At 38.0% G+C, this 25,632-nt stretch carries 20 protein-coding genes; 17 read left to right on the forward strand and 3 right to left on the reverse strand.

Translation table 11 applies throughout. The annotated features are described in order from the left end of the window. Positions 1-53 precede the first annotated feature (53 nt). From modA to modC, 3 genes are read left to right on the forward strand one after another with little or no spacing between them, the layout of a single operon-like run. A complete protein-coding gene (modA, locus tag ABXT51_RS00600; protein WP_416695674.1) occupies positions 54-800 on the forward strand; it encodes a molybdate ABC transporter substrate-binding protein in 747 nt (248 codons plus the stop codon). After that, the gene (gene modB, locus ABXT51_RS00605; protein WP_416695676.1) at positions 800-1,483 is read left to right on the forward strand and encodes a molybdate ABC transporter permease subunit; all 684 of its coding nucleotides are present in this window, start codon (positions 800-802) and stop codon (positions 1,481-1,483) included. The genes modA and modB overlap by 1 nt, the downstream gene beginning before the upstream one ends. Next, entirely contained in the window at positions 1,483-2,544 is a 1,062-nt protein-coding gene (gene modC, locus ABXT51_RS00610; protein ID WP_416695678.1) for a molybdenum ABC transporter ATP-binding protein, read from the forward strand. Before modB ends, modC begins: the two co-directional genes overlap by 1 nt. 5 nt (positions 2,545-2,549) lie before the next feature. On the opposite strand, the gene ABXT51_RS00615 is transcribed toward modC, so the two are convergent. Then, positions 2,550-3,770, reverse strand: coding sequence for an MFS transporter (locus ABXT51_RS00615; RefSeq protein ID WP_416696320.1), 1,221 nt, complete (start codon positions 3,768-3,770; stop codon positions 2,550-2,552). 111 nt (positions 3,771-3,881) lie between these two features. On the opposite strand from ABXT51_RS00615, the gene ABXT51_RS00620 reads away from it, so the two are divergent. From ABXT51_RS00620 to fdhF, 12 genes are all read left to right on the forward strand, one after another. Continuing rightward, entirely contained in the window at positions 3,882-4,595 is a 714-nt protein-coding gene (locus ABXT51_RS00620; RefSeq protein WP_416695680.1) for a type 1 glutamine amidotransferase, read from the forward strand. A gap of 272 nt (positions 4,596-4,867) precedes the next feature. Beyond that, on the forward strand, positions 4,868-5,572 hold the full coding sequence (locus tag ABXT51_RS00625) for a corrinoid protein (RefSeq protein WP_416695682.1): 705 nt from the start codon (positions 4,868-4,870) through the stop codon (positions 5,570-5,572). Beyond that, positions 5,535-6,203 carry a DUF1638 domain-containing protein gene (locus tag ABXT51_RS00630; RefSeq protein WP_416695684.1) on the forward strand — a complete coding sequence of 223 codons (669 nt, stop codon included), beginning with the start codon at positions 5,535-5,537 and terminating at the stop codon, positions 6,201-6,203. Before ABXT51_RS00625 ends, ABXT51_RS00630 begins: the two co-directional genes overlap by 38 nt. 66 nt (positions 6,204-6,269) lie before the next feature. Continuing rightward, positions 6,270-7,175, forward strand: a complete 906-nt coding sequence (locus ABXT51_RS00635) for a methylenetetrahydrofolate reductase (protein WP_416695686.1) — start codon at positions 6,270-6,272, stop codon at positions 7,173-7,175. A 14-nt stretch (positions 7,176-7,189) separates the two neighbouring features. After that, positions 7,190-8,086 carry a dihydropteroate synthase gene (locus ABXT51_RS00640; RefSeq protein WP_416695688.1) on the forward strand — a complete coding sequence of 299 codons (897 nt, stop codon included), beginning with the start codon at positions 7,190-7,192 and terminating at the stop codon, positions 8,084-8,086. Positions 8,087-8,094: 8 nt separating this feature from the next. Then, the gene (locus ABXT51_RS00645) at positions 8,095-8,505 is read left to right on the forward strand and encodes a GFA family protein (RefSeq protein WP_416687205.1); all 411 of its coding nucleotides are present in this window, start codon (positions 8,095-8,097) and stop codon (positions 8,503-8,505) included. After that, the gene (locus tag ABXT51_RS00650) at positions 8,477-10,450 is read left to right on the forward strand and encodes an ASKHA domain-containing protein (RefSeq protein ID WP_416695690.1); all 1,974 of its coding nucleotides are present in this window, start codon (positions 8,477-8,479) and stop codon (positions 10,448-10,450) included. The genes ABXT51_RS00645 and ABXT51_RS00650 overlap by 29 nt, the downstream gene beginning before the upstream one ends. A 22-nt stretch (positions 10,451-10,472) precedes the next feature. Further along, entirely contained in the window at positions 10,473-12,017 is a 1,545-nt protein-coding gene (locus ABXT51_RS00655) for a trimethylamine methyltransferase family protein (RefSeq protein ID WP_416695691.1), read from the forward strand. Between the two features lie 184 nt (positions 12,018-12,201). Beyond that, the gene (locus ABXT51_RS00660; RefSeq protein WP_416695693.1) at positions 12,202-13,881 is read left to right on the forward strand and encodes a formate--tetrahydrofolate ligase; all 1,680 of its coding nucleotides are present in this window, start codon (positions 12,202-12,204) and stop codon (positions 13,879-13,881) included. 3 nt (positions 13,882-13,884) lie between these two features. Beyond that, positions 13,885-14,739 (forward strand): formate dehydrogenase accessory sulfurtransferase FdhD, encoded by an 855-nt coding sequence (fdhD, locus tag ABXT51_RS00665; protein WP_416687213.1) that lies wholly within the window; start codon positions 13,885-13,887, stop codon positions 14,737-14,739. 8 nt (positions 14,740-14,747) lie between these two features. Continuing rightward, positions 14,748-16,388 carry an NADH-ubiquinone oxidoreductase-F iron-sulfur binding region domain-containing protein gene (locus ABXT51_RS00670; RefSeq protein WP_416695695.1) on the forward strand — a complete coding sequence of 547 codons (1,641 nt, stop codon included), beginning with the start codon at positions 14,748-14,750 and terminating at the stop codon, positions 16,386-16,388. 1 nt (position 16,389) lies between these two features. Next, on the forward strand, positions 16,390-19,104 hold the full coding sequence (gene fdhF / locus ABXT51_RS00675; RefSeq protein WP_416695697.1) for a formate dehydrogenase subunit alpha: 2,715 nt from the start codon (positions 16,390-16,392) through the stop codon (positions 19,102-19,104). Positions 19,105-19,148: 44 nt separating this feature from the next. Here fdhF and ABXT51_RS00680 read toward each other — a convergent pair whose 3' ends face one another. Both ABXT51_RS00680 and ppsA read right to left on the reverse strand, forming a co-directional pair. Continuing rightward, entirely contained in the window at positions 19,149-19,961 is an 813-nt protein-coding gene (locus tag ABXT51_RS00680; RefSeq protein ID WP_416695699.1) for a pyruvate, water dikinase regulatory protein, read from the reverse strand. A 9-nt stretch (positions 19,962-19,970) separates the two neighbouring features. Continuing rightward, positions 19,971-22,334, reverse strand: coding sequence for a phosphoenolpyruvate synthase (gene ppsA, locus ABXT51_RS00685; protein WP_416695701.1), 2,364 nt, complete (start codon positions 22,332-22,334; stop codon positions 19,971-19,973). A 279-nt stretch (positions 22,335-22,613) separates the two neighbouring features. On the opposite strand from ppsA, the gene tkt reads away from it, so the two are divergent. Both tkt and gap read left to right on the forward strand, forming a co-directional pair. After that, the gene (gene tkt / locus ABXT51_RS00690) at positions 22,614-24,602 is read left to right on the forward strand and encodes a transketolase (protein WP_416695703.1); all 1,989 of its coding nucleotides are present in this window, start codon (positions 22,614-22,616) and stop codon (positions 24,600-24,602) included. A gap of 21 nt (positions 24,603-24,623) precedes the next feature. Further along, positions 24,624-25,622, forward strand: a complete 999-nt coding sequence (gene gap / locus ABXT51_RS00695; RefSeq protein ID WP_416695705.1) for a type I glyceraldehyde-3-phosphate dehydrogenase — start codon at positions 24,624-24,626, stop codon at positions 25,620-25,622. Positions 25,623-25,632 lie beyond the last annotated feature (10 nt).

Raw genomic sequence — 25,632 nt, forward strand, 5'->3', positions numbered from 1 at the left:
AATATATTTTTCAATAGGCGATTAAAAATAATATGTTTAACACTAAGTTGAAGATGATTAATTTTTTATTAATCTCTATTGGACTAAGTTTTACTCAAATTGCTGCAGATGAAATTAAAGTTGCAGTTGCAAGTAATTTTTATCCAGTAATGAAAGAAATTATATTGCAATATGAGTTAAAACAATCTCAATCTTCTGAGAATCATAATATAGTTCTGATTTCAGGCTCTTCGGGCAAACACTATGCGCAAATTTTGAATGGCGCTCCTTTTGACATATTCTTCTCAGCTGATAAGGTAAGACCAATTCTATTAGAAAAAAAAGGAATCCCTGAAACTGGATCGAGGTTCACCTACGCACTGGGAAAACTTGTTCTTTGGAGCTCACTAGAGGGATTTGTAGAGAAAGACGAGCGGCTTTATAGTAATGATTTAAGGTTTTTAGCAATAGCGAATCCTAAAATTGCGCCTTATGGAGTGGCAGCTAGAGAGGTGTTGCTATCAATGAATCTATGGGAAGAGTTGCAAAGTAAGCTAGTAAGGGGAGAAAATATTGCGCAGACATTTCAATTTGTTAATAGTGGTAATGCTAAACTAGGATTCATTTCTTACTCACAACTTATGAGTTCTAGTTACCCTGTGGTTGGTTCATTTTGGGAAGTGCCCCAAACACTCTATACGCCAATAGAGCAGCAAGTAGTGCTGTTGAAGAAAAGTTCGCTTGCAAAAGACTTTTTGTCATTTATTGAATCAGATGAGTCTTTAAATATCATCTCAAAATATGGATATGACTTACCATAATGTTAAATGAATATGATCTTGCAGCCCTTCTAGTTACTATAAAGTTAGCTTCGATAACTACAGTTATTCTCATTTTAGTTGGCACTCCAATTGCATGGTGGCTTTCACAAACTCGTTTTAAATTTAAGGCAGTAATCGAAGCGATCATTGCTCTACCACTAATTCTTCCTCCTACAGTGTTAGGTTTTTATTTACTGATGACTTTGGGCACTAATGGCCCAATAGGAAATTTTTTGGAGTCACTAGGTGGAAGTTCAATCGCTTTCACATTTACTGGACTCGTTGTTGGGTCGGTTATTTATTCACTTCCTTTTGTAGTTCAGCCACTACAGAATTCTTTTGGATCTATTGGTAAGCAGCCCATGGAGGTTGCAGCAACCTTGGGTGCATCAAAACTAGATCGCTTTTTTACAGTCGCAGTCCCTTTGGCTCGCTCTGGCTTTATCACTGCAAGTGTTTTAGGGTTTGCCCACACAGTAGGAGAGTTTGGTGTTGTTCTTATGATAGGAGGCAACATTCCAGGTGAGACAGGAGTTTTATCAATAGCAATTTATGATCATGTTGAGGCAATGGAATATGGTCAGGCACATATTTTAGCTGGGGGCTTGCTTGTCTTATCTTTTGTCATGCTCCTTGTTGTGTATATCTTTAATCGCCGATTTTCTATTATGAGGAGTGATTAGTGATTGAGTGTAAGATAAAAATTGATTTAGACAGCTTCATTCTTGATGCTAATTTTAGTATTCCTGATAAAGGCGTAACTGTTATTTTTGGTCCTTCAGGATCTGGCAAGACAAGTTTATTAAGAGTATTGGCAGGTCTAGAAAAGACTCATAAGGGATTTCTAAAAATAGGCGATTCAATTTGGCAGGATAGTGAAAATTTTGTTTTAACTCACAAGCGCCAAATTGGCTATGTATTCCAAGACACCACTTTATTTGAACACCTTAATGTCCAGGATAACCTCGATTATGGGATTAAAAGAACGTCAAATATAGAAAAAGAATTTATAGATTCTATACTTAATTTATTAGATATAAAAACATTACTTAATCGATCTACAGCGCAACTCTCAGGCGGTGAAAAGCAGCGAGTTGCAATTGCTAGAGCCTTACTGATTAAGCCTAAAATTTTATTAATGGATGAGCCATTATCAGCACTTGATATTAAACGTAAACAAGAAATTTTGCCTTATCTTGATGCGCTTCATAGCGACTTAGATATTCCAATTATCTATGTAACTCATTCTCCTGATGAGGCATCAAGATTGGCTGATTATTTACTACTTCTTGATCATGGAAAAGTTATTGGATCTGGACCAATAAACAATATGCTTACTAGGTTTGACCTACCAATGTCGCATGGAAGCGAGGCTACTTCATTAGTTGAAGCTAAAGTAATCAGCCGTGAAAAAGAATTCAATCTAATGCATCTAGATTTCCCAGGAGGTGAATTTTTAGTTCCAGATAATAACTTGCCAATTGGCAGTAATGTTCGATTAAGGGTTTCAGCTCGTGATGTAAGTCTTACAAGAGAAAAGCAGATCGACACCAGTATCTTAAATATCTTTCCTGCAATAGTTGATGAAATGTCACCCGAAGGAAAGGCTCAAATTATGGTTCGGCTTAAAATAAAAGAGATCACTCTACTCACGCTAATAACAAAAAAGTCAGCTAAAGTCTTGAATCTAAAAAATGGATCAAAGGTTTTTGCGCAGGTTAAAAGTGCAGCAATACTTTCGTAACAGCTTTAGCTAGTTCTTTCGGCAGCCCTTAATCTTTTAATTGGCCTTTCGTCTATGAAAACATGAATAAGTGCTGTAATTGCTGCAATAATTGCAGCCCACCACCACACCTGGTTGTATGATCCTGTTGTATCAAAAAGATATCCACCTAGCCATACGCCTGTGAATGAGCCAATTTGGTGGTTCAAAAAAACAATCCCATATAAGGTGCCCATAAATCTTAATCCAAACATCTGCGCGACTAGGCCCGAAGTAGGAGGGACTGTAGCTAGCCAAAGCAATCCGGTTGCAAAGGAGAATGCGTAGATTGTAAAAGTTGAAATTGGAATTACAAGAAATAAAACAATCACAATAGACCTTGCGCCATATATAAAAGCTAGTATCCATTTTTTTGAATAAATACCTGAAAGATGACCCGAAACTAAAGAACCAAAAATATTACTAAGGCCAATAATTGCTAGGCTTGCTGCAGCAATTGAGCTGTCAAAACCCTTGTCTGAAAGATAAGAAGGCATATGAACAGTGATAAATGCCAGTTGAAAGCCACAAACAAAAAAACCTGCAATTAAAAGCCAATAATGAATATGTCCTGACGCCTCATTAAGGGCCTCTCTGAGGTTTTGAGAAGGCTCATTATCAATATTAATGTTCGTTTTTTCATCACCTTTAAATACTGGCGCGAATAGAATCATCGATAGTGCACCTATTGCCATTATTATTAGTGCTGTTTGCCATCCATAAGCAACAAGAAATTCTCGGGCAACAGGAATAAAAAGGAATTGTCCAGCAGAGCCTGCAGCAGTTCCAACACCTAAGGCGAGTGCTCTTTTTTCTGGACTAACCATTCTCGCCATAGCTGGAAGAATAACGCCCAGACCAGTTCCTGCAATTCCCATTCCTATAAGTATTCCAGCACCTATATGAAGACTAACAAAGCTATCTGCAGTGGCCGTCACATAAAGACCTAAAGAATAAAGAATGGTGCCAACTACAACTACTCTTGCAGTTCCAAACTTATCAGCAAATGCGCCTGCAAGAGGTTGAGTTAAGCCCCAAAAAAGATTTTGCAGGGCTAACGAGAAAGCAAAGACTTCACGACCATAGCCAAAGGTTTCAGAAACTGGTTTAAGAAAAAGTCCAAGTGATGATCTAAAGCCAAAATTAATAGCCAAAAGGATGCAAGCTAATGCAATTGCTAGACTTAATATTTTTTTATTCTGCACCAGATAAATATTCTTTTAACGTTGCGATAGTATAACCATAATTATTTGACGAGCCTTTATAAAAGTATTAATATACCTCACACTTGTTTTAATTAAGTTTAATTAGGGGTCTATATGCACATACTGGTTTTTCAACATGTTGACTGTGAACATCCTGGATCTTTAAGGCAGTTTTTAGCTGAGGACGGAATTGAGTGGGATGCGGTTTATTTACATCGGGGTGATAAAATCCCAAGCTTTGATAATTATGACGCGCTTTGGGTAATGGGCGGCCCAATGGATGTCTGGGATATAGAGGAAAACCCCTGGTTGGTTGATGAAAAAGCAGCAATTAGGCATTGGGTTAAGGATTTAGGTAAGCCATATTTAGGTCTATGTCTAGGTCATCAGTTGCTTGCAGATGCGCTTGGAGGAACCTGTGGCCCTCAAAAAATACCTGAAATTGGCGTTCTTGAAGTTGAACTCACTGATGAGGGAAAGTCAGATCCACTTTTCAAAGGCACAGCTCATCATCAGCAATGCCTTCAATGGCACTCTGTCAGGGTGGCACAAGCTCCAGAAGGGGCTGTTATATTAGCTAAGTCAGATGTTTGCTCTATTCAGGCAATGCGGATAGGAGTAAACGCATGGTCAATGCAATATCATGTTGAAATAGAGGCGGATACAGTCGAAAACTGGGGCGCTATCCCTGCTTATGCAGAAGCTTTAATAAACACACTTGGCCAGGGCGCATTGTCAGATCTTAAAAAAAATACTGATGAAAATATGAGCCAATGTTTGAGTTGCGCAAAACAAATTTATAAAAACTTTATGCAAATAATGGTTTAGTTAAATTCAAGTTTTTTGCACAACAGTCTTGCTAAAAATTTATGTTATTAAAAGTTTAGTTAAATTCAAGTTTTTTTGTGAATTATTTCACATCTATAGATAAGTAAAATAGTCATATATAACAACATCTTAAAGGTAAATTCGTTCTAAATTATCATACGAATTATGTAAATAAAATAAAATGTAAATTTAATGATTGACACCGAATTTAATTCAAGGTATCTTTCCGTTTTTTAAGTGTTTTATTTTACATCCTACCTAAGGAGAAACTAATGAGTGTTGAAGACGATTTTGACCTAAATGACTTAGATGATAAGGAATTAGTCGAGCAGATTCAAGATGATCTTTATGACGGCCTTGACACAGAGGTCACTGAAGGCACTGAAATTTTGCTTGCTCGGGGCTGGGACGCTAACGATGTATTAGGTGAAGCTTTGGTTGGGGGCATGAAAATTGTAGGAGTAGACTTTAGGGATGGTATTTTATTTGTACCTGAGGTTCTTAAGTGTGCTGGAGCTATGAAGGGCGGAATGGGAATACTCAGGCCTATCCTTGCAGAGTCTGCAGAAGACACTTCATTAGGCAAGTTTGTTATTGGAACTGTTAAAGGCGATATTCACGACATTGGTAAAAACTTAGTTGCTATGATGTGTGAAGGTGCTGGGTTTGAGGTTATTAATTTAGGTATCAATAATCCTGTAGAAAATTATCTTGAAGCTATTGATGAGCATGAGCCAGTAATTGTTGGTATGTCTGCCTTACTTACAACAACTATGCCTTATATGGGTGTTGTTGTTGAAGAGATGGAAAAAAGAGGGATGCGTAAAGATACTCATATAATGTGTGGTGGTGCGCCGCTGAATCAAGAATTTGCTGATGCAATTGGTGTGCCTGCATATGGCCGTGACGCTGCTAGAAGCGCTGAAATGGCTGAGGAGCATGTTCTTAGTTTGCGTAAAAAGCGTGATCATCGATAAGAAAAATAATAATAAGACTAAAAAAAGATTAGTTTTAGGCTGCGGCGCATTAGTATACGATCTACTAAGGTTAATCAAACAAAATCCATCACTCTCAGATAAAGTAAATTTGCAGTGTTTGCCGGCCAGCTGGCATAACAGCCCTCAATTAATTGCTCCTGGCGTTGAAGAATATTTGTCTGAAAATGCTCATCTTTATGAGGCAATATATATTGCGTATGCAGACTGTGGAACTGGAGGTGCGCTTGACAGAGTTTTAGAAAAGTTTGATGCAAAACGTATAGAGGGTGCACACTGCTATGAGTTTTTCGCTGGAACAGATGTTTTTGAGCAGTTATCAGAAGAAGAATTAGGTACTTTTTATTTGACAGATTATCTGGTTAAAAATTTTAATAGAATCATGATTAAGGGTTTGGGGCTTGATAAGCATCCTGAGCTTTTTGAGGTTTATTTTAAGCATTATAAAAAATTAGTATATTTGGCTCAAACTGAAAATAATCAGTGGCAAAAAGATGCTCAGCAGTATGCAAAAGATTTTGGTTTTGAATATGAATATCGACTTGTAGGAACCGGAAGCCTTGATGTTGTTTTTGAAGAAATTGATATCCAGCCATTGGAAATAAAAGATTAATGGAGTATGCAAAATGTTTAAAGAAGTAATTATAAAAAATCGCTGGAAAGCTAGGCTGGGTAAATAATGTCATTATTAAATCTCTTTTCTTCTAAAGAAGAAAACCCAAAAGTAAGTAATCACCTTAAGGAGTTTTTAACTGATTTTTCGATTGAAGTTATGCCTCGCACTGCGGCAAAAATTGAAAGTTTTAAAGAGATACTTCCAAAAAATACAAGGGTTTATATTGCTCATATTGAAGGTGTTCCTATTAAAGAGATGGTGCAGACAGCTAAACGGGTAAGCCGCGAAGGCTTCAATGTTATGCCTCACTTTCCAGCTCGGATCATTAAAGACAAGAGTGCCTTAGAAGAGTGGATAAATATTTATCAAGGTGAGGCGGGCATTAATCAAGCGCTGCTTTTAGCTGGGGGTGTGGACAAGCCACATGGTGTGTTTGAAGATTCAATGCAGCTTGTAGAGACAGAGCTATTTGAAAAATATAATTTTAAAAACTTACACTTTGCAGGTCACCCTGAAGGTAATAAAGATATTGACAACGATGGTTCAAATAAAAATGTCGATGACGCGCTGCAATGGAAGCAAAAATTTAATGAGCGCTCAGATATTGATATCGCAATAACAACCCAGTTTTGTTTTGAAGCAGAGCCAGTAATCGAATGGGCAAACTCATTGACTAATAATGGAATAAATATACCAATTCATATTGGAGTAGCTGGACCCGCAAAACTTCAAACTTTAATCAAGTTTTCAATTGCTTGTGGAGTTGGTCCTTCATTAAAGGTATTGCAAAAAAGAGCAAAAGATGTGAAGAAACTATTACTTCCATTTGATCCAAATGACTTTTTAGAGACTTTAGCTAAACATAAAAAAGAAAATCCAAAATTTAATATCAGTAATATTCATTTTTTCCCTCTAGGCGGTATAAATACAAATGCTTCATGGATTAAAAATGCAATTAATAATTCATAGAAGGAGTAAGTAAATTGACAACAACAACACTATCCTCAGTATCAAAAGAGGTAACTATTGGCTTTGGCCATCCATTTGTAATGATTGGTGAAAGAATAAATCCAACTGGCAGAAAAATTCTAGCTGCAGAAATGAAGGTTGGTGATTACTCACGTGTAGTTGCTGATGCTATTGCGCAGGTTGCTGCAGGTGCACAAATGTTAGATATAAATGCAGGCATCCCTCTTGCAGATGAGCCAGCAATTCTTGCTGAAGCAATAAGACAAGTTCAAGCCGTTGTGGACGTTCCTATTTCAATTGACTCATCAATTATTGAAGCCCTTGCATCTGGCCTAGAAGCCTATCAGGGAAGAGCACTAGTAAATTCTGTCACGGGTGAAACTGAAAATTTGGAGCGAGTGCTTCCACTAGTTAAAAAGTATGGCGCAGCAGTTGTAGCGATCTCTAATGATGAAACTGGTATTAGTGAAGATCCAAACGAGCGTTTTAAGGTTGCTAAAAAGATTGTTGAACACGCTGCAGACTATGGAATTAAGCCAGAAGATGTAGTTGTTGACCCATTAGTTATGCCAATTGGTGCGATTTCTCAAGCTGGCAATCAAGTTTTTGAGTTAGTAAGGAAGCTTCGTAGTGAGTTAAAAGTTAATACAACGTGCGGTGCATCAAATGTTAGTTTTGGCTTACCACAACGAAATGGTATTAATAATGCTTTCCTTCCTATGTTAATTGCAGCAGGAATGACTTCTGCAATTGTAAACCCATTACACCCAGAGTTAGTTCAGGCAATTAGAGCTGGAGATGTTTTAACGGGTGTTGATGATGGTTGTGGAAGTTGGATTAAAGCCTACAGAGAGCCAACAGCAGATGGAAGTGATGTTAGGGATGGGAGACGCCGCAGAAAACGTGCGTAACAATAATAATGACAAGTATTGACTATAGAGGATCTTGCGTTTGTGGCCAAACAAGCTATAGCGCCTTGGATTTGGCTGACGTATCCTATTGCCACTGCGTGCAGTGCCGAAAAATGACTGGTCACTATATGGCTGCATGCCAAGCCAAAAGAGATAAAATTAAAATTATTGGAAAAATTAAATGGTTTTATACTCATGAGGACTCAAGGCATGGTTTTTGTGATAATTGTGGAGCACATATGTTTTGGCAAAACGACAGTTTGTCAACTATAAGCGTAACTGCTGGTAGTTTAGAAGATGCAAAAAATTTGAATGTGAAACATAATATTTTTACTGAAGAGAAAGGGTGTTATTACACAATTAGCCCCAATGAAACTCAAATTGAGGGCTATGGTAAAAGCCATAATAGCAAGGAGTAGTATTTTGGAAGATGTCCAGCAAGTTTGCTTTACCCCGTCAGGACGCCAATTCAAGGGTAAGGCTGGAGATACTTTGCTGCAAGTTGCTCAAGATGCAGGAGTAGCTATACGTTCATTATGTGGTGGCTATGGGCAGTGCCATCAGTGCTGGATTGAGGTGTCTGAGGGTTCACATCCTAAATTTGGTGTTGATTGTAAGCCTGAAAATGTTAGCGGAATTACCAGTCTAGAAAAACAATTAATCATCGATAATCCAAGTTACAAAGGTAAGCGACTCGCATGTCAAACTTGTATCCAGGGTGACTTAGTAGTAGATGTTCCTGAAGACAGCCAAGAACATAAGGCTTATATAAGTAAAAAAAATGCTAAACAAAATTATTCTATTTCAAGTTCAATCACTCTTTTAGATTGCACGCTTGAAGAGTCAACATTGGATGAAAATCCCTCCGCCTCAGAAAACCTATTGGCGCAACTTGAAAAACAAGGTGTCAAGGCAAGTATTGACTTCAACCTACTAAGAGGTTTGCAGCCCTTAATTCATGAAACTAAGGGAAATCTTACTGTTGCGGTTAGGGATAAAAATCAAATTGTTGCAGCCTATCCTCAAGGGAGTCATAAAGTATTTGGAGGTGCAATCGATATTGGTTCCACCACTTTAGCACTCTATGTCTACGATCTGAAAGACGGTAAGTTGGTTTTTGAATCTTCTGCAATGAATCCGCAGATTCGATTTGGCGAAGACCTAATGAGTAGAGTTTCTTATGTGATGATGAATAAGGGTGGTGATGAGAAATTGACTGCTGCAGTAAGAAATAAGATTACAGAGATGCTGCATGAGGCTTGTGAAAATCTAGAGATTGAGTGGGATAAATTATTAGAGGTTGTACTAGTTGGTAACCCAATTATGCACCACATATTTTTTGGAATTTCGCCCGTAGAACTTGGTCAGGCTCCATTTACATTATCAATAAGAAGTTGGCTTGATGTTGACGCAAAAGACTTGGGTTTTGATTTGCACCCTAAAACAAGACTGTCATTTTTGCCGTTAATTGCGGGCCATGTTGGCGCTGATACTGCTGCAGCTTATCTTAGTCAAATGGATACAATGCACTCTGAAACTACCTTGCTGGTTGATATTGGAACCAATGCAGAAATTATGCTTGCTAAAGATGGGCGAGTGTATGCCACATCCTCTCCAACTGGACCAGCCTTTGAGGGTGCTGAAATTTCCTCTGGAGTTAGAGCGACCTACGGGGCAATCGAAAGAGTTAGGATAGATAAAGACACTTTGAAGGTTCGATTTAAAGTGATTGGATGCGATGCGTGGTCAGATGAGCCAGACTATGAAATGCTTAAAATGCAGGCAGTTGGAATATGTGGAAGTGGAATTATTGAGGCTATTGTAGCGCTTGCTGAGGCAGGTATTATTGATCAAAGTGGACTTTTTGTTGAATCAGTTGCACCTGAGCTTTTCTCAAAGAAAGGAAATACATCTCGTTTTTTATTAGTTGAGCAAGGTGATAAATCGATTTATGTAGAGCAAGTAGATATTCGCTCAATTCAATTGGCTAAGGCCGCATTGTCTGCTGGCGTTTCTATACTAATGGATTATCTTGAGTGTACTGAGTTTGATAAAGTATTGTTAGCAGGGGCTTTTGGTGCGCATTTAGATGCCAGATATGTTGCTCTTTTGGATATCATTCCAACCTCAACTGCAGAAAAAATTATTTCAGTAGGCAATGCAGCTGGTGTTGGAGCTAGTGCCGCATTATTAGATGTTAATAAGCGAAAAATAATTATTGATGCAGTGGACAAAGTTGTTAAAATTGAAACTGCTACTGAGCCAAAATTCCAAGAGTATTTTGTTGATGCAATGAAATTCACTGTATCACCAGTAAAACAACAGCAAACCAATAAAGTCAGACGCCGCAAAAGAGCGCCTTAGTTATAAATTAGGAGAAATTGTAATGGCTAGAGAAAGAAGAAGACGTAGAGGAGGAGCAGATGATTCTGATGCACAAGAGGCAGCTAAAGCGCCTGCGTATATAAAAAGAAAAATTCCCCACTACAGTATTCTTAGTGATGATGATCTTAGTATTATTGAAGAAAATGCCGACACTATCTTAGAAGAGATTGGAATCGTATTTTCTGAAGACCAAGAGGCACTTGATATACTTGAAAAAGCTGGTGCTAGTGTTGATGGTGAGAGAGTTAGATTTCCAAAAGGAATATGCCGCAAATTAATACAAGATAATGCTCCAAAGCAGTTTACTCAATTCGCTCGTAATCCTGAAAGAAATGTTGAAATTGGCGGTGATAATATGGTTTTAGTTCCTGCTTATGGCCCTCCATTTGTTCATGATCTTGATGAGGGTCGACGCTATGCAACGATAGAAGATTTTAGGAACTTTATAAAGCTTGCGTATATGTCAGATAATATTCACCACTCTGGCGGAACTATTTGTGAGCCAGTAGACTTGCCAGTTAATAAGCGTCACTTTGATATGGTTTATAGTCATATGAAGTACTCAGACAAAGCCTTTATGGGCTCTGTTACTTCGGCTGAGAGAGCTCAGGACACCGTTGATATGGTTAAAATATTATTTGGTGATGATTTTGTTGATAAAAATTGTGTACTTATAAGTTTAATTAATGCAAGCTCTCCAATGTCGTTTGATGCCACTATGCTTGGGGCGCTTAAGGTCTATGCAAGAAATAATCAGGCAACAATTGTAACCCCGTTTATTGTTGCTGGTGCGATGGCTCCAACAACTGCAGTAGGGGTTGCAGCTCAAAGTCTTGCAGAAGGGCTAGCAGGCATGGCATTTGCTCAGCTCATTAGGCCCGGCACACCTGTAATTTATGGTAATTTTGTAACTGCAATGTCTATGAAATCTGGCGCTCCAACTTTTGGAACTCCTGAGGCTGCGCACATGATGAATATTTCTGGAGCTTTAGCCAGAAGACTTGGTGTTCCATTTAGGAGTGGCGGTGGCTTTAATGGTGCTAAGATGCCTGACGCTCAAGCAGGCTATGAGGCTGCTAATACAATGCAAGCAACTCTAAATGCAAGTGTCAATTTTAATTTACACACTGCTGGCTGGCTGGAAGGTGGTTTATGTATGAGCTATGAGAAATTCATAATGGATGCTGATCAAGCAGGCATGATGAGAGTATCAGCAGAGGGGATTGATATGAGCGAAAATGGTCAAGCAATGGATGCAATTCGTGAAATTGGAGCTATGTCTGATGATGTACCCAAGCATTTTTTGGGGTGTGAACATACAAAGAAGAATTTCAAGAGCGCTTTTTATATGTCAGATGTTCTTGATGATAATAGTTTTGAGCAGTGGGTTCAAGACGGCTCAAGAGACACAGCAATGATTGCTAATGCTATATACAAAAAAATGTTATCTGAGTATAAATTGCCCCCGCTTGATGCAGCTGTAGATGAAGCTTTATTAAAATATATTAAAGATCGTAAAGATAGTTTTGAAGATTCAAATATTTAATAATTTAAATTTTCATATTTATTATAATTCAAGCAGTTATGAATTTAATTATTAAAGTGTGATTGATTTTGTAAGATAATGTTCCAACTATTATATATATAAAGCTAAAGAGCTATTTTCACTTGAAAATTACAGGTGTTATTGTTCTTTATTTTTTTACTTTAGTGAGTATTTAGGAGAATAAATGAGCGAGTATAAAACAGATATTGATATTGCCAGAGAAGTTACCGGTGAACACATTAATGACATTGGTGCAAAACTCAATATTGATCAAGCTGACTTAGTGCCTTTTGGGCATGATAAGGCTAAGATTTCATGGAGCGCTATAGATGCGGTCCAAAAGAATAAAAATGGCAAACTCATTCTGGTTACTGCTGTAACGCCTACGCCTGCTGGCGAGGGTAAGACAACTACTTCTGTTGGTCTCACTGATGGCCTTAATAAGATTGGCAAACAAACAACAGTTTGTTTACGTGAGCCAAGTTTAGGGCCATGTTTTGGTATGAAAGGTGGAGCCGCTGGTGGCGGTTATGCTCAAGTAATTCCAATGGAAGATATTAATCTTCATTTTACTGGTGACTTTCATGCAATTACTTCAGCGCATAGCTTGCTTTCTGCAATGATTGATAATCATATTTACTGGGGAAATTCAACAAATATAGATAGCAGAAAAGTAGTATTTCGTCGTGTTGTTGACATGAATGATCGCTCTCTAAGAACAATTACCTCTTCTTTGGGTGGTTCTACAAATGGTTACCCGCGTGAAGATGGCTTTGATATTACTGTAGCTTCTGAAGTTATGGCTATTTTTTGTCTGTCACAAAACTTGGCAGAGCTTGAAGAAAAATTGGGAAATATCATAATCGCCTATACTCGTGATTTAACGCCAGTAAGGGCAAAACAAATTAATGCTCATCATGCAATGACAGTTCTACTTAAGGATGCATTTAGACCAAATTTAGTTCAAACTTTAGAGGGCAATCCTGCGCTGATTCATGGTGGTCCGTTTGCAAATATAGCTCATGGCTGTAATTCAGTTATTGCTACAAAGACAGCGCTTAAATTATCGGATTATGTTGTAACAGAAGCTGGATTTGGAGCTGATTTAGGTGCAGAAAAATTCTTTGATATTAAATGCCGCAAAGCAGGACTTGCACCAGATGCTGTTGTTTTAGTTGCAACAGTTAGGGCTCTAAAGCATCAAGGCGGCGTCGCTAAAGCAGATTTAAATAATGAAAATACTGACGCACTTGCTAAAGGCTGCGTGAATCTTGGAAGACATGTTCGTAACCTGAGCCAGTTTGGAGTTCCACTTGTTGTTGGAATTAATAAATTTGTATCGGATACTGAGGCTGAATTTCAAGTAATCAGAGATTATTGTGAGCAGTTTAATGTAGAAGTTAGCGTGACTAGTCACTGGGAACATGGCGGTGAAGGTGCAATTGACCTAGCAGAAAAGGTCGTTAAACTAGCTGACTCGGGCACTGCGCAATTCAAAACATTGTATGATGATGAGCTATCCCTATTGGAGAAAGTAGAAACTATTGCCAAAAAACTCTATGGTGCAGATGAGGTTTTAGCGGATAAAGTTATTAGGGCTGAACTTACTAGGTACCAAGATAATGGTTTTGGTCATTTACCAGTTTGTATCGCTAAAACACAGTATAGTTTTTCTACCGACCCTCAATTATTAGGTGCTCCAACTGGACACTCAATGTCAATTCGAGAAGTTAGGCTTTCAGCAGGCGCGGAGTTTGTTGTAGTGGTTTGTGGTGCAATTATGACTATGCCAGGATTACCAAGAGTTCCAGCTGCAGACAAGATTAAATTGGATGATAATGGACTAGTCCAAGGACTTTTTTAAGCTATGACTATTAGTGATACAGTTGATTACGACATTCATAGGGTTGAAAATTCGACTCTTGAAGAGTCTAGTGACTGCATTGCTATTGAAGAGCCACTAGAGATTGCTATTCGTTATTTTAAGAATAATGAATGGATTGTAGACCCACTTATGGTAACAATGAGAACGCCAGGGGATGATGAAGCTTTGGTTAGTGGACTGCTTTTTTCTGAGGGCATTATTCAGGATAAGGATGCTATTGATACGATTGATGTAAATGGTGAAAATAAGGGAAAATATGATGTTGATAACTCACTAATTGTTACTTTATCAAAAGGCAATCAGTTAGATTTGAAAAATTTACAGCGCCACTTTATGGTTAATTCTAGTTGTGGAGTTTGTGGGAAAGGTACTTTAAATGCCATTGAAATTGCCTATGAGCCAAATATTGATAAAGCTGGTCCAATTGTAAGTATTGATTTGATTACAGAACTACCTAATATATTAAGAGCGAGACAAGAACAATTTGCTAATACTGGAGGAGTTCATGCCAGTGCACTATTGACTGAGGGCGGGAAGGTACTCCATTTAGCAGAAGATGTGGGTAGACATAATGCGCTGGATAAATTGATAGGCCACGTAAGGTGCAATGATATGCTGAGACCGATTGAGCAATTTGTTATGTGTTCTGGTCGATTAGGATTTGACATCATACAAAAAGCAGTAATGTCTAGAATAGGAATGATCGTTGGTATCGGAGCTCCAACTTCATTAGCACTTGATTTAGCGAAAAAATTTGATATTACTTTGATAGGTTTCATTAAAAAAAATAATTATAATATATATACTGGTGCTTGGCGCATTAGTGAAGGATCTTAGGAGATTAAATGTCTAGAAATATCAGTTTATTGTCAGGAAAAAAAGATGACAAAAATAGCTTGTTTGGAAAGATTTCGGTCAGTCCAACAGATGCTAGTGACTCGGAGCTTGCAGCTGAATACAATTTAGGTGTCTCTACGGTGCACAGTACTAAGAGCTTCTATGACTTTCTTAATGAAGACTTTCAAAGTAAAAAAGCCTATGTATGTTCTGGAAGTGCTTGTCTTTGTAGGGGTACTCAAGATGTTGTTTCTGATAAGCTGAATCAAAAATTTGGAGAAGAGAACGTTGGCGAGATGATTTGTCTTGGAAGGTGTTATGAAAATAGTGCATTTAACTATAATGGTGAAAACTATTCAGGCGATGACATCAATAAATTAGATCAAATTATTGCTGGAAAGCATACTAGCCCTGCTTACACAATGAAATCATTTTCAAATACTCCATTCTTAGTGGAAGAGAGTGTTTTCTCTACTTATGACGATTTTAAAGATTTACTTGAAGTATGTTTTGCAACTGACAAAGACGATTTAATAGCGTCTTTAAAAGATTCAGGACTTCGCGGGCGAGGAGGCGCAGGATTTCCAACTGGAATGAAATGGGAGTTTTGTAAAGATCAAGAAGTTTCAACGAAGTATGTTGTGTGTAATGCTGATGAAGGCGATCCTGGGGCATTTTCTGATAGATATTTGATGGAAGAGCAGCCACTTAAAGTTTTATTTGGTATGGTAATTTGCGCCTATATCATTGGTTCAAAACAAGGTTTTTTGTACATTCGAGGGGAATATCCTGAGTCCATTACTATTACGAATGACTCATTAGCAAAACTTCGTGAACTAGGGCTACTTGGTGATAATATTTTAGGCACTGGCTTTGACTTTGATATGAATGTTGTTGAGGGTCAAGGCGCTTATATTTGTGGTGAAGAAACTGCATTAATAGCCTCTATTGAAGGGCGACGTGCAGAAGTTGATGTACGACCTCCTTTTCCTGTCGTAGAGGGTTTATACAAAAAACCAACTGTAGTTAATAATGTTGAAAGCCTGGCAGCGGTTGCTGCAATATTCAAACTCGGAAGTGAGGCTTACAAAAGTATTGGAAACGGCAGATCATTAGGTACTAAATTAATCTCTTTAGATGGTTATTTCAATAATCCAGGTCTCTATGAAGTTGATTTGGGAACCCCAATTAGTTTTATTATTGATGAGATTGGCGGAGGCTTTAATGATGATATCAAAGCTCTGCAGATTGGTGGTCCTTTAGGTGGGATTGTTCCAGTTGATATCTTAAAAACTCTAACATTAGATTTTGAAGCTTTCTCTGAAGGCGGATTCTTGCTTGGACACGCTAGTTTTGTATGTATTCCTAAGTCATTCTCGGCAGTCGAGTATGCGAAACACTTGTTTGCTTTTACAGCGCATGAGTCATGTGGTAAATGCTTTCCTTGTAGATTAGGCTCTGTTCGCGGCAAAGAAATGCTAGAATCAGCTATTGAAGGTAAACAAAAATTTTCTGAAGAACTGATTTACGATTTATTAGAAACAATGGAAGTAGGATCGCTATGTGCTTTAGGCGGAGGCCTTCCTCTTGCAATTAAAAATTTACTCGAGCACTGCGGTGACGAGTTCCAACCTATGATGGAGAAGTAGTATGTCAGAAAACCCGCAAGGTGTATTTATTGACGATGTTGAGTTTCCGTTTGATGACTCATCATCTATTTTAGCGTTTACTGATAAGGCTCTTGGAGACAAAATTATTCCAACCCTTTGTAACGATGATAATCTTCAACCTTATGGAGCTTGTAGGGTTTGTTCTGTTGAGGTTCAGCAATCAGAAGATGGATTAAAGAGAACAGTAGCATCATGTCATACGCCGATTGTTCCAGGTATGCGAATTCATACAAATTCTACTAGTATTAAAAAACTGCGAAAGAATATTGTTGAGCTAGTTTTAAGTGATCATCCACCTGATTGTCTGACTTGTGAAGTCAATGGTAACTGTGAATTACAAGACGTAGCGGCAAGTGTAGGCGTTCGCCAAATACGTTATGCAAAAGGTGAAAACCATTGTGATCGTGAAAAAGACTTGTCTCATGCTTATATGAGAATGGATCTATCGAAGTGTATTAATTGTTCAAGATGTGTGCGTGCTTGTGATGAAGTTCAAGGCCAATTTACGTTGACGATGACAGGAAGAGGTTTTGAGTCTCGTATTACAACAGATAATGACATGCTCTTTGGAGACTCTTCATGCGTCTCTTGTGGTGCCTGTGCACAAACTTGTCCAACATCAGCAATATCTGATGTATTTCAGTCAAAATCAGTTGAAGCTGACAAAACAGTTAGAACGACATGTTCATACTGTGGAGTAGGTTGTAATCTAGAAGTGGCTGTAAAAAATGATGAAGTATTATCAATCCGAGCACCTCAAGATGCTGTTAATGCAGGACATACCTGCTTAAAGGGGCGTTATGCATTTAAATTTTATAACCATGAAGACAGGCTAACATCACCACTTATTAGAAAAAATGGAGAGTTAGTTCCTTGTTCTTGGGATGAAGCTTTAGATTTTATTAAAGACAAGTTTGAATCAATCAAAGAGAATCATGGTCCAGATGCAATTGCTGGTATTTCTTCTGCACGCTGTACTAATGAAGAAAACTATATGTTTCAAAAAATGATTCGTCAAATAGTTGGCACTAATAATATTGACTGTTGTGCCCGTGTTTGCCATTCACCTACTGCCTGGGGAATGCAACAAAGTTTTGGAACAGGGGCTGGCACTAATTCAACTGCTGATATTCCTTTAGCCGATTGCATGATGGTTATTGGTGCAAACCCAACTTCTGCGCATCCTGTAACTGGCGCAAAAATTAAGCAGCAAGCCATGTCTGGAGCGACACTTATTGTTATTGACCCAATTCGTACTGAATTGGCTCGGATGGCTGATCACCACTTACAACTGAAACCTGGAACAAATGTTGCGGTATTAAATATGTTTCAGCATTTCATAGTAGAGGCTGATCTTCTAGACCAAGACTTTATTAAAGAGCGATGTGAGGGCGGTGAGGAGTTTATTGAACAAATTAAAAAGCTTGATGTGGATTCAATGGCTGAGATTAGTGGCCTTGATAAAGATGATGTTAAAGCAGCAGCGATTGCATATGCTTCTGCAAAAAATGCAATGGAGTTTCATGGCCTAGGTGTAACTGAGCATTCTCAGGGTACAAAGACAGTTATGTTAATTTCAAATCTAGCAATGATGACAGGTAACCTTGGTCGTCCTGGTGTTGGTGTTAACCCACTTCGTGGCCAGAATAACGTACAAGGCGCAGCAGATATGGGCTGCCAACCTCATCATGGTCCAGGATACTTATGGATGGATCAAAAAGAAGTTCAAGATTTCTATGAAGATAAGTTAGGACTTCCTTCGCCAACAACTCAAGGTAGAAAGATTCCAGAAATGTTTGATGGTGCAGTAGATGGATCCCTTAAAGCGCTATGGATTTTTGCTGAAGATGTTGTTCAAACAGACCCAAATACACATCACGTTGTTAAGGCTATGCAGGGCCTTGATTTGCTTGTTGTGCAAGAAATCTTTATGAGTGAAACTGCCAAAATGGCTGACGTAGTTCTACCAGGAACAACTTTTCTTGAGAAGAGTGGTACATTTACAAATACTGAGAGACGAATTCAGCAAGTAAATGCTGCAGTTAAGCCACTACCTGGAACAAAAACAGACGGTCAGATTATTGTAGAAATGATGCGTAAATTGGGCTTTGAACAGCCTGATTTCAATGCTGAGCTTGTTTTGAAAGAAATAGCCAGTGTGGTTTCATTTTTTGAGGGCGTAACTTGGGAGGGTTTGCGCGCAAGCCCAATGGGCTTACAGTGGCCTGTTAATAAAAAAGGCGAAGACACTCAAATACTTCATATTGGTGAATTTAAGCGAGGCAAGGGTAAGTTTCACTATCATGATTGGAAGGAAAGTGAAGAACTTACTAAGCACAAGAATGAGTATCCATTTATTCTTACTACTAGTCGTGAACTTCAACATTACAACTGCGCAACAATGACAAGGCGAACATCAAACGTAAAAATCTTGACGAAAGATGTAATTATGCTAAACCCAAAAGACGCAAGGGCGAAAGATCTTATAACTGGTGATCGCGCAACTTTGAAGTCTGATAGAGGTGAAATTACTCTTGATGTTGAGGTTACTGATCGTGTGAAAAAAGGAGTCATAAGAACTACTTTTCATTTTCCTGAAGTGTTAATTAATGAGGTAACAAGTGCAGTTACTGATGAAGAGACTAAGTGTCCAGAATACAAGATTGTAGCTGTAGACGTCTTAAAAGCTTCTTAGTAGATTAAATAAAGTGAGTCTTTATGGGCTCACTTTAAAAAAAATTAATAGCGTCTTTCTAGCTTACTTTTTTGTAATATCCGCCCTGCGATTTCTTCAATCGAGATGTGGCTTGTATCTATAAAGGGTACATTATTTTGAACATACATATCTTCCGCTCTTCTAACTTCCTTTTGACACTGTTCAATTGATGCATAGCCACTATTAGACCTCCTTTCACCCCTTATATTCTGAAGTCGAACTGGATTGATACTTAACCCATAAAGCTTGCTTTTAAATGGCTTTAAAACACTCGGAAGTTTAACTGAATCTAAGTCCTCATCTATTAATGGATAATTAGCAGCATATATTCCATATTGAAGCGCTAAAAAAAGACATGTGGGCGTTTTGCCTGATCTTGATACGCCAGTAAGAATTATGTCTGCATGATCATAATTTTTAGTAGATAACCCATCATCATTATTGAGTGCAAAATTTATACTATCAATTCGACCCGAGTATGTATTTTTATTTCCTACTCCATGAGAAAGTCCCATTTCATGAGATGATTTAGTCTCTAGAGTATCTTCCATTTTTGAAATAAAAGTTTCAAAAAAATCAAAAATAATCCCACCACTATTTTCAAGTAGATGGGCATATTCAGCTGATACTTGGGTACTGAAAATAAGGGCAGGCTCGCCATCAGCTTCTGAGGCTTCTTTAATTAATAAGGCAGCTGTCTGAGCTTTTTTTTGCGTATCTATAAATGCTAGATTAACCCTTTTAAAGTTTATTTCAGGGAATTGTGTAAGAAGACTGTTACCAAGTGCTTCAGCTGTAATACCCGTTCTATCTGAAATAAAAAATACAGTTCTCATATTAATGTTTTAAAGCTTGCTAAGCTTATTCCAAGTTTCAACAACAGTATCAGGGTTTAGTGAGATGCTAGTTATCTGTTGTTTTAGCAGCCACTCTGCAAAATCAATATGATCTGAAGGTCCTTGACCGCATATGCCAATATATTTGCCCTGACGATGGCACGCCTCAACGGCCATGGTAATCAATTTTTTAACTGCATCATTTCTTTCATCAAATCCTTCAGCTATTAGGCCAGAGTCTCTATCCATCCCAAGTGTTAATTGTGTTAAATCATTTGAGCCAATAGAGAAGCCATCAAAATATTGTAAAAAATCTTCAGCGATAATGGCGTTTGATGGCAGTTCACACATCATGATTATTCTTAAACCATCTTTTCCTCGCTCCAACCCATTATCTTTTAAGAGTTCAATTACTTTTGAAGCTTCAGATGTAGTTCGAACGAAAGGAATCATTATTTCAACATTTTTAAAACCCATCTCATTTCTAACATTTTTAATTGCAAGACATTCTAATTCAAAGCATTCTCTAAAATCTTCAGAGATATATCTTGATGCACCACGAAAGCCAATCATTGGGTTTTCTTCATGTGGCTCATATAGCTCACCTGCAAATAAATTTGAATATTCATTAGATTTAAAATCAGACATTCTAATAATTACTGGCGATTTGGAAAAGCTTGCAGCAATTGTTGAAATTCCTTCCGTTAATTTTTGAATATAAAAATCTATAGGAGACTTATAGCAAGAGGTTCTTTTTTTAATTTCATCTTTAAGATTTTTTGGAAGGCTATCAAATTCAAGTAAAGCTTTAGGATGAATACCAATTGTATTATTTATAATAAATTCGAGTCTAGCAAGGCCTACTCCAGCATTTGGAATACTTGAAAAATCATATGCCCTAGAGGGGTTTCCCACATTCATCATAATTTTGACAGGAATTTCTGGCAGGTTGCTTACTTCAGAAAATGTATGCTCAAATTTTAAAGTCCCTTGATAAACTTTTCCTGTATCCCCTTCAGCGCAAGATGCTGTAATTACCTCAGAATCTTTAAGTATTTCAGTTGCATTTCCTGTACCAACAATTGCCGGCACTCCAAGCTCTCTAGCTATAATTGCTGCATGACATGTTCTACCGCCGCGGTTTGTAATAATTGCAGATGCTAGTTTCATAACAGGCTCCCAGTCTGGGTCCGTCATATCAGTTACTAGAACATCACCCTTACTCACCAAATCCATTTCTGATAAGCTGTTAATTATTCTGATTTGTCCGATTCCAATTTTTTGACCAATTGCGCGACCTTCTATAAGAATTTCAGAGGTTTCAAGGAGCTTATAGCGCTCAATTTTCTGAGAACTTTGTCGGCTTTTAACAGTTTCAGGCCTTGCTTGAACAATATAGATTTTGCCATCAGATCCATCAAGAGCCCACTCAATGTCCATTGCTCTTCCATAATGCACCTCAATTTTCATTGCATATTCAGCAAGTTCTTCAATTTGAGCATCATTTAAACTAAATCTTAGGCGCTCTTGAGCGTCAACTTCAGTGGTTGTAACTGGTGAGCTTGATTTTGCATCTGAATAAATCATTTTTATTGACTTAGAGCCAAGACTTCTAGATAAAATTGCTGGCTTTCCTGATTTTAGTGTTGGTTTATGAACATAAAATTCATCTGGGTTTACAGAGCCCTGAACGACAGTTTCGCCTAGTCCATAAGCAGACGTAATAAAAACAACTTCGTCAAAACCAGACTCAGTGTCTAGAGTAAACATTACTCCACTTGCCCCAATATCACTTCTAACCATTTGTTGGACTCCAGCAGAAAGAGATACCATTTCATGTTCAAAACCCTGATGAACTCTATAGGAAATGGCTCTATCGTTATAGAGTGATGCAAATACTTTTTTGATAGAGCTCAAAATATCATCGATACCGCTAACATTCAGATAAGTTTCTTGTTGACCGGCAAAAGATGCTTCAGGTAAGTCCTCTGCAGTTGCTGATGAACGAACTGCAAAGGTTACAGATGGACCATATTTTTCAGTTAATTTTTGGTAACTTTCAACAATAGATTTATGAAGGTCATCGGGAAATGGCGCGTCTTCAACCCACTGACGAATTAATGCTCCAGTTTTGGTGAGCTCTTTAATGTCAGTAATATCTAGCGAAACTAGAAGTTCATTGATTTGAGTTTTTAAATGTGAATAATTTAAGAAAGATTCAAAAGCCTCAGCTGTTGTTGCAAAGCCCCCAGGAACTCGAACACCTTGCGAACTCAGCCCACTAATCATTTCACCTAAAGAAGCATTTTTACCTCCAACCTTTTCAACATCAGACATGCCAACATCATCTAGCCAGACTATATTTTCAAACATTAAGGTCCTTTTATATTATTTATTAACTCAAGATTTGATGAAGTAGCATTCATTTTGACACAAAATGTAATACTAGAGTTTTTCATCAAAAGTATAATTTTAATACATTAAAAATGAAGTGAATTATAGATTGTAAAGTATTTCATAATTTGATAATGATACTATATTGCAATTGAATATTATTCCTACTATTTGCTTTTATATGGGCTTTTTTGACGATAGAAAAGTACAAAAAAAATGTATAATTTATGGTTCACAATATTTTCAGGGGTTTAAATAATGGCGACACAAATTGAATTAGCAAATGCTATCCGAGCCTTGAGCATGGATGCTGTGCAAAAAGCAAACTCTGGGCACCCTGGCGCCCCAATGGGAATGGCTGATATTGCAGAAGTTTTATGGAATAAACATTTAAAGTTTAATCCATCAAACTCAAATTGGTCAAACAGAGATCGATTTGTGCTATCAAATGGTCATGGATCAATGCTTATCTATTCTTTACTGCATTTGACTGGGTTCGATTTAAGTATCAATGATCTAAAAGATTTTCGTCAACTTCATTCTAAAACACCTGGACATCCAGAATATGGTTATGCTGATGGAGTTGAGACAACGACAGGCCCATTAGGTCAAGGTATTTGTAATGCAGTAGGCATGGCAATTGCGGAGCGAACTCTTGCTGCACAGTTTAATAAGCCAGGCCATTCTATTGTAGATCATCATACGTATGCTTTTATGGGCGATGGTTGTCTTATGGAGGGGCTGTCGCATGAATCTTGCGCAATGGCTGGGACTCTTGGTCTGGGAAAACTAATAGCGTTCTGGGATGACAATGATATTTCAATCGATGGACATATTGGTGATTGGATGGAAAAAGGGGTCCCTGGTCGCTTTAAATCTTACAATTGGCATGTTATATCTGATGTTGATGGTCATGATCCAGAAGCTATCAATGCTGCTATAGTTGAAGCTAAAGCAATGAATGATAGACCCACCTTAATATGTACTCGAACTGTAATTGGTTTTGGATCTCCTAATCTAGCAGGCTCTCATAACTGTCATGGTGCACCTTTGGGTGATGAGGAAATTGCAAAAACACGAGAAAAACTTGGTTGGAATTATGGATCATTCGAAATTCCTGAAGAGATTTATGAAGGCTGGGATCATAAGATTGAAGGTGCTGAAGTAGAAGATGAATGGAATGAAAAATTTAAAGCTTATAGCGTTAGCTTTCCAAGTAAAGCTGCTGAATTTCTGCGTCGAATTTCTGGAAGCTTGCCAGATAATTTTGACTCTAAAATGGACGACTTTATTGCTAAGACGCAGCAAGATATGCCCAATATAGCATCACGTAAAGCCTCCCAAAATACAATCGAAGCAATGGGTCCCATAGTTCCTGAGTTATTTGGTGGATCTGCAGATTTAACTGGTTCAAATTTGACAAATTGGTCTGGAAGCGTTGTAGTTAACGCTGAAAATGCAGATGGAAACTATATCTCCTGGGGAGTTCGTGAGTTTGGAATGGCTGCAATGATCAATGGTATGGTTTTGCATGGCGGCTTTAAGGTCTATGGCGCAACATTTCTTATGTTCATGGAATATATGAGAAATGCTCTTCGAATGTCTGCAATGATGAAGATTGGAACAATTTTTGTATATACCCATGATTCAATTGGTCTTGGTGAAGATGGTCCAACCCATCAGGCTGTTGAGCAGATAGCTACTATGAGAGTCATACCTAACTTTCAAACATGGCGAGCATGTGATGCCATTGAGTCCGCAGTATCATGGAAAATAGCTATGTTAAGAGGTGATGCACCTACTGCATTAATTTTCTCTAGACAAAACTTGACCCCAATGGAGCGAACCATTGAGCAAGTGAGTAATATTGAGAAAGGTGGATATGTGCTTAAAGATTGTAGTGGCGATGCTGACATAATTTTGATTGCTACTGGCTCAGAAGTTTCATTGGCAGTTGATGCTGCAACAATGATGAGCGATAAGAAGGTTCGTGTTGTATCAATGCCATCCACAAATGCGTTTGATGAGCAAGATCAAGGATACAGGGATTCAGTATTAACGCCTGGAGTTAAGCGCGTTGCTATAGAAGCCGGTGTCGCGGAGTCATGGTATAAGTATGTAGGCCTTGAGGGAGGGATAGTTTCAATGACCACATATGGTGAATCAGCCCCCGCTGGAGAACTATTTAAACATTTTGGGTTTACAGTGGATAACGTAATTGCCACCGTTAACAAAGTTTTAAGTTAATTTTTTTAATAGGAGTTTAAGATGACAATAAAAGTTGGAATTAATGGTTTTGGCCGAATTGGTAGAATGGTTTTTCGTGCAATCGATAAGGATTTTGATAATTTAGAAGTAGTTGGAATTAATGACTTACTAGATAATGATTATCTATCTTATATGCTGAAATATGATTCAGTGCATGGAAGGTTTGGTAAAGATGTCTCAGTAGAAGGAAATAATTTTGTCATTGATGGAAAAAAGATTCGTTTAACTGCTGAGCGTAATCCTGCAGATTTAAAGTGGGGAGATGTTGGTGCAGATTTAGTTATTGACTGTACCGGTTTTTTCTTAACAGAGGAGGGCTGCCAGGCGCATATAGATGCAGGTGCTAAAAAAGTAATACAGTCAGCCCCTTCTAAAGATCACACACCAATGTTTGTATATGGTGTTAACCACGACTCCTATGATGGTCAGTCGATAATATCAGCTGCTTCATGCACTACAAATTGCTTAGCTCCAATTGCTAAAGTGCTTAATGATGAATGGGGCATTAAGCGTGGCTTGATGACTACAGTCCATGCAGCAACAGCGACTCAAAAAGCTGTTGATAGCCCTTCTTTGAAAGACTGGCGTGGTGGCCGAGGTATATTAGAAAATATTATTCCATCATCAACAGGAGCAGCAAAAGCGGTTGGTAAAGTTCTGCCTGAACTTAATGGTAAATTAACTGGAATGGCTTTTAGAGTTCCCACTTCTGATGTTTCAGTTGTTGACTTAACTGCTGAGTTAAATGATGAGTCTGATTATGAGGCAATTTGCGCGGCAATGAAGTCAGCTTCTCAGGGCCCAATGAAAGGTGTTCTGGGCTATACAGATGAAAAAGTTGTTTCGACAGACTTTGTTGGAAGTACTTTTGCCTCAATATTTGATGCAGAGGCAGGCATGTCAATGGACTCTACATTTGTTAAAATAGTCTCTTGGTATGATAATGAGTATAGTTATACGTGCAACTTGTTGCGTTTAGCTGGACACGTTTCACAATAGTTTTAATTTG

This window comes from Candidatus Pseudothioglobus sp. Uisw_050_01 (genome assembly GCF_048085775.1).
GTDB lineage: Bacteria > Pseudomonadota > Gammaproteobacteria > PS1 > Pseudothioglobaceae > Pseudothioglobus.

Excerpts from the sequence above, each read along its gene's own strand:
- ABXT51_RS00630 (WP_416695684.1), top strand. The coding sequence starts at position 5,535 with ATGTTCTTAGTTTGCGTAAAAAGCGTGATCATCGATAAGAAAAATAAT.
- ppsA (WP_416695701.1), bottom strand. The coding sequence starts at position 22,334 with ATGTTTGAAAATATAGTCTGGCTAGATGATGTTGGCATGTCTGATGTT.
- modB (WP_416695676.1), top strand. The coding sequence starts at position 800 with ATGTTAAATGAATATGATCTTGCAGCCCTTCTAGTTACTATAAAGTTA.
- ABXT51_RS00660 (WP_416695693.1), top strand. The coding sequence starts at position 12,202 with ATGAGCGAGTATAAAACAGATATTGATATTGCCAGAGAAGTTACCGGT.
- ABXT51_RS00645 (WP_416687205.1), top strand. The coding sequence starts at position 8,095 with ATGACAAGTATTGACTATAGAGGATCTTGCGTTTGTGGCCAAACAAGC.
- ABXT51_RS00650 (WP_416695690.1), top strand. The coding sequence starts at position 8,477 with ATGGTAAAAGCCATAATAGCAAGGAGTAGTATTTTGGAAGATGTCCAG.
- ABXT51_RS00680 (WP_416695699.1), bottom strand. The coding sequence starts at position 19,961 with ATGAGAACTGTATTTTTTATTTCAGATAGAACGGGTATTACAGCTGAA.
- ABXT51_RS00655 (WP_416695691.1), top strand. The coding sequence starts at position 10,473 with ATGGCTAGAGAAAGAAGAAGACGTAGAGGAGGAGCAGATGATTCTGAT.
- fdhF (WP_416695697.1), top strand. The coding sequence starts at position 16,390 with ATGTCAGAAAACCCGCAAGGTGTATTTATTGACGATGTTGAGTTTCCG.
- tkt (WP_416695703.1), top strand. The coding sequence starts at position 22,614 with ATGGCGACACAAATTGAATTAGCAAATGCTATCCGAGCCTTGAGCATG.
- modA (WP_416695674.1), top strand. The coding sequence starts at position 54 with ATGATTAATTTTTTATTAATCTCTATTGGACTAAGTTTTACTCAAATT.
- fdhD (WP_416687213.1), top strand. The coding sequence starts at position 13,885 with ATGACTATTAGTGATACAGTTGATTACGACATTCATAGGGTTGAAAAT.
- ABXT51_RS00670 (WP_416695695.1), top strand. The coding sequence starts at position 14,748 with ATGTCTAGAAATATCAGTTTATTGTCAGGAAAAAAAGATGACAAAAAT.
- gap (WP_416695705.1), top strand. The coding sequence starts at position 24,624 with ATGACAATAAAAGTTGGAATTAATGGTTTTGGCCGAATTGGTAGAATG.
- ABXT51_RS00625 (WP_416695682.1), top strand. The coding sequence starts at position 4,868 with ATGAGTGTTGAAGACGATTTTGACCTAAATGACTTAGATGATAAGGAA.
- ABXT51_RS00620 (WP_416695680.1), top strand. The coding sequence starts at position 3,882 with ATGCACATACTGGTTTTTCAACATGTTGACTGTGAACATCCTGGATCT.
- ABXT51_RS00635 (WP_416695686.1), top strand. The coding sequence starts at position 6,270 with ATGTCATTATTAAATCTCTTTTCTTCTAAAGAAGAAAACCCAAAAGTA.